1 protein-coding gene and 1 pseudogene are annotated in these 1,353 nt (G+C 77.2%); both read right to left on the minus strand.

Annotation, left to right across the window (positions count from 1 at the left end):
• A partial coding sequence (locus ABT294_RS50730; RefSeq protein ID WP_350813749.1) for a hypothetical protein occupies positions 1–376 on the minus strand: 376 nt, incomplete at its 3' end.
• Positions 373–1,260: pseudogene (locus ABT294_RS50735) on the minus strand (ThiF family adenylyltransferase); the annotation flags it as partial. The pseudogene ABT294_RS50735 and the gene ABT294_RS50730, both read right to left, overlap by 4 nt.
• Positions 1,261–1,353: the final 93 nt, after the last annotated feature.

Below are 1,353 nucleotides of genomic sequence, written 5' to 3' on the forward strand. Positions count from 1 at the left end.
CTCCCCGGCCGGGCAGCCGCCACGCACCCGGACCGGCCGCACCGGCGTGCGCGGCGGCGGCGTCCAGGTCGACCAGCCCGGCGAGCAGGTCGCGGCAGCGGGCAGCGTGTCCGTCCACGGCCGCGGGACGTCCCGACAGCCGCAGCGTGACCTGGACCCCGTTCGCCGGGTCACGCCGGACCTGGGCGTGCACGGTGACCGGGTCGGTGTGCCGCACGCCGGACAGGAACTCCGCCAGCCTGCCCCGCAGCACGTCGTCGACGGTCCGCGGCGCGCCGCCGGGAACCGGGACGGCGCTCTGCGCGGGCAGCCGCACGACCCGCAGGGTGGCGGCGCCCGCGCCGGGCCCGGTGGCGAGGTGCCGCGCGGCGGTCACGGCCGCCTGCCGCGGGAGACGAGGTGGCGCAGGCGGTCGGGGGTGACGTCCTGGGCGGGCACGGCCAGCGGGTCGGTCCGGCCTTCGGCGGGGCCGCACACCGGGCAGTCGGGCCGGCGCTCGACCGTCATCCAGACGCTCTGGAAGGCGTGCTGGCCCGGCGCCTCCCGCAGGACGTGCCCGAACAGCCAGTAGCCGGGTTCGGTGCCGAACGCGACGTAGGACTGGCCGCGCTCGCGCGGAACCGTCAGGAACCGCGCGATCCGCGTCCCCGCGGCCTCGTCGCCGGGCGGATGCAGCAACGCCAGCGCGATCTTGGTGGCCGCGGCCGAGACGTGCTGGATGTCCACGACCAGCCCCGGCTCGGCGACCAGACGGCCCGTTCCGTAGTCCGTCGGCTGGATCAGCGCCGTGTCGGCCGACAGACCCCGCACGCCGGCGGTGGCGCAGCCCCAGCACGCCGACCCCGGGTACGTCATGATCACTTCGCCGCCGGCCGCCTCCCGGTACAGGCCGGGGAAGACCGCCGGGACGCCCGTCCAGTACGCCAGGTGGTCCAGGCGGCGCTGGGCCCTGCTGTCGTCGGTGGCGGCCACCAGCAGGTCGCTGCCCCGCAGCGTGCCGGCCAGGGCGCGCTGGTCGAGCCCGTGGACGGTCTGCCGCTCGGCGCGCACCGCCAGCCCCGGATTGATCGCTGCCAGGCGGGAGGCGAGCGCGGACGCCTTCGGCCGGCCGACGTCACGCAGTGTGTACGGGCTGCGTCCCAGGTTCTCCGGCGCGACCGTCTCCGGGTCCAGCACCGTCAGCCGGCCGACGCCCGAGCGGGCCAGGCACTCGGCGACGTACGCGCCGACCGATCCCGCACCGGCCACCACCACGTGCCGGTCGGCGAGCTCGGGGGCCCTCGCTGGTGGCCGCCGAAACCATGGACGGGCTCGACGGCAACATCGCGCTCGCCGTCACCGCGGTCGTCGCCA

It is taken from the genome of Nonomuraea sp. NPDC000554, assembly GCF_040300065.1.
In the GTDB taxonomy this organism is placed as follows: Bacteria; Actinomycetota; Actinomycetes; order Streptosporangiales; family Streptosporangiaceae; genus Nonomuraea.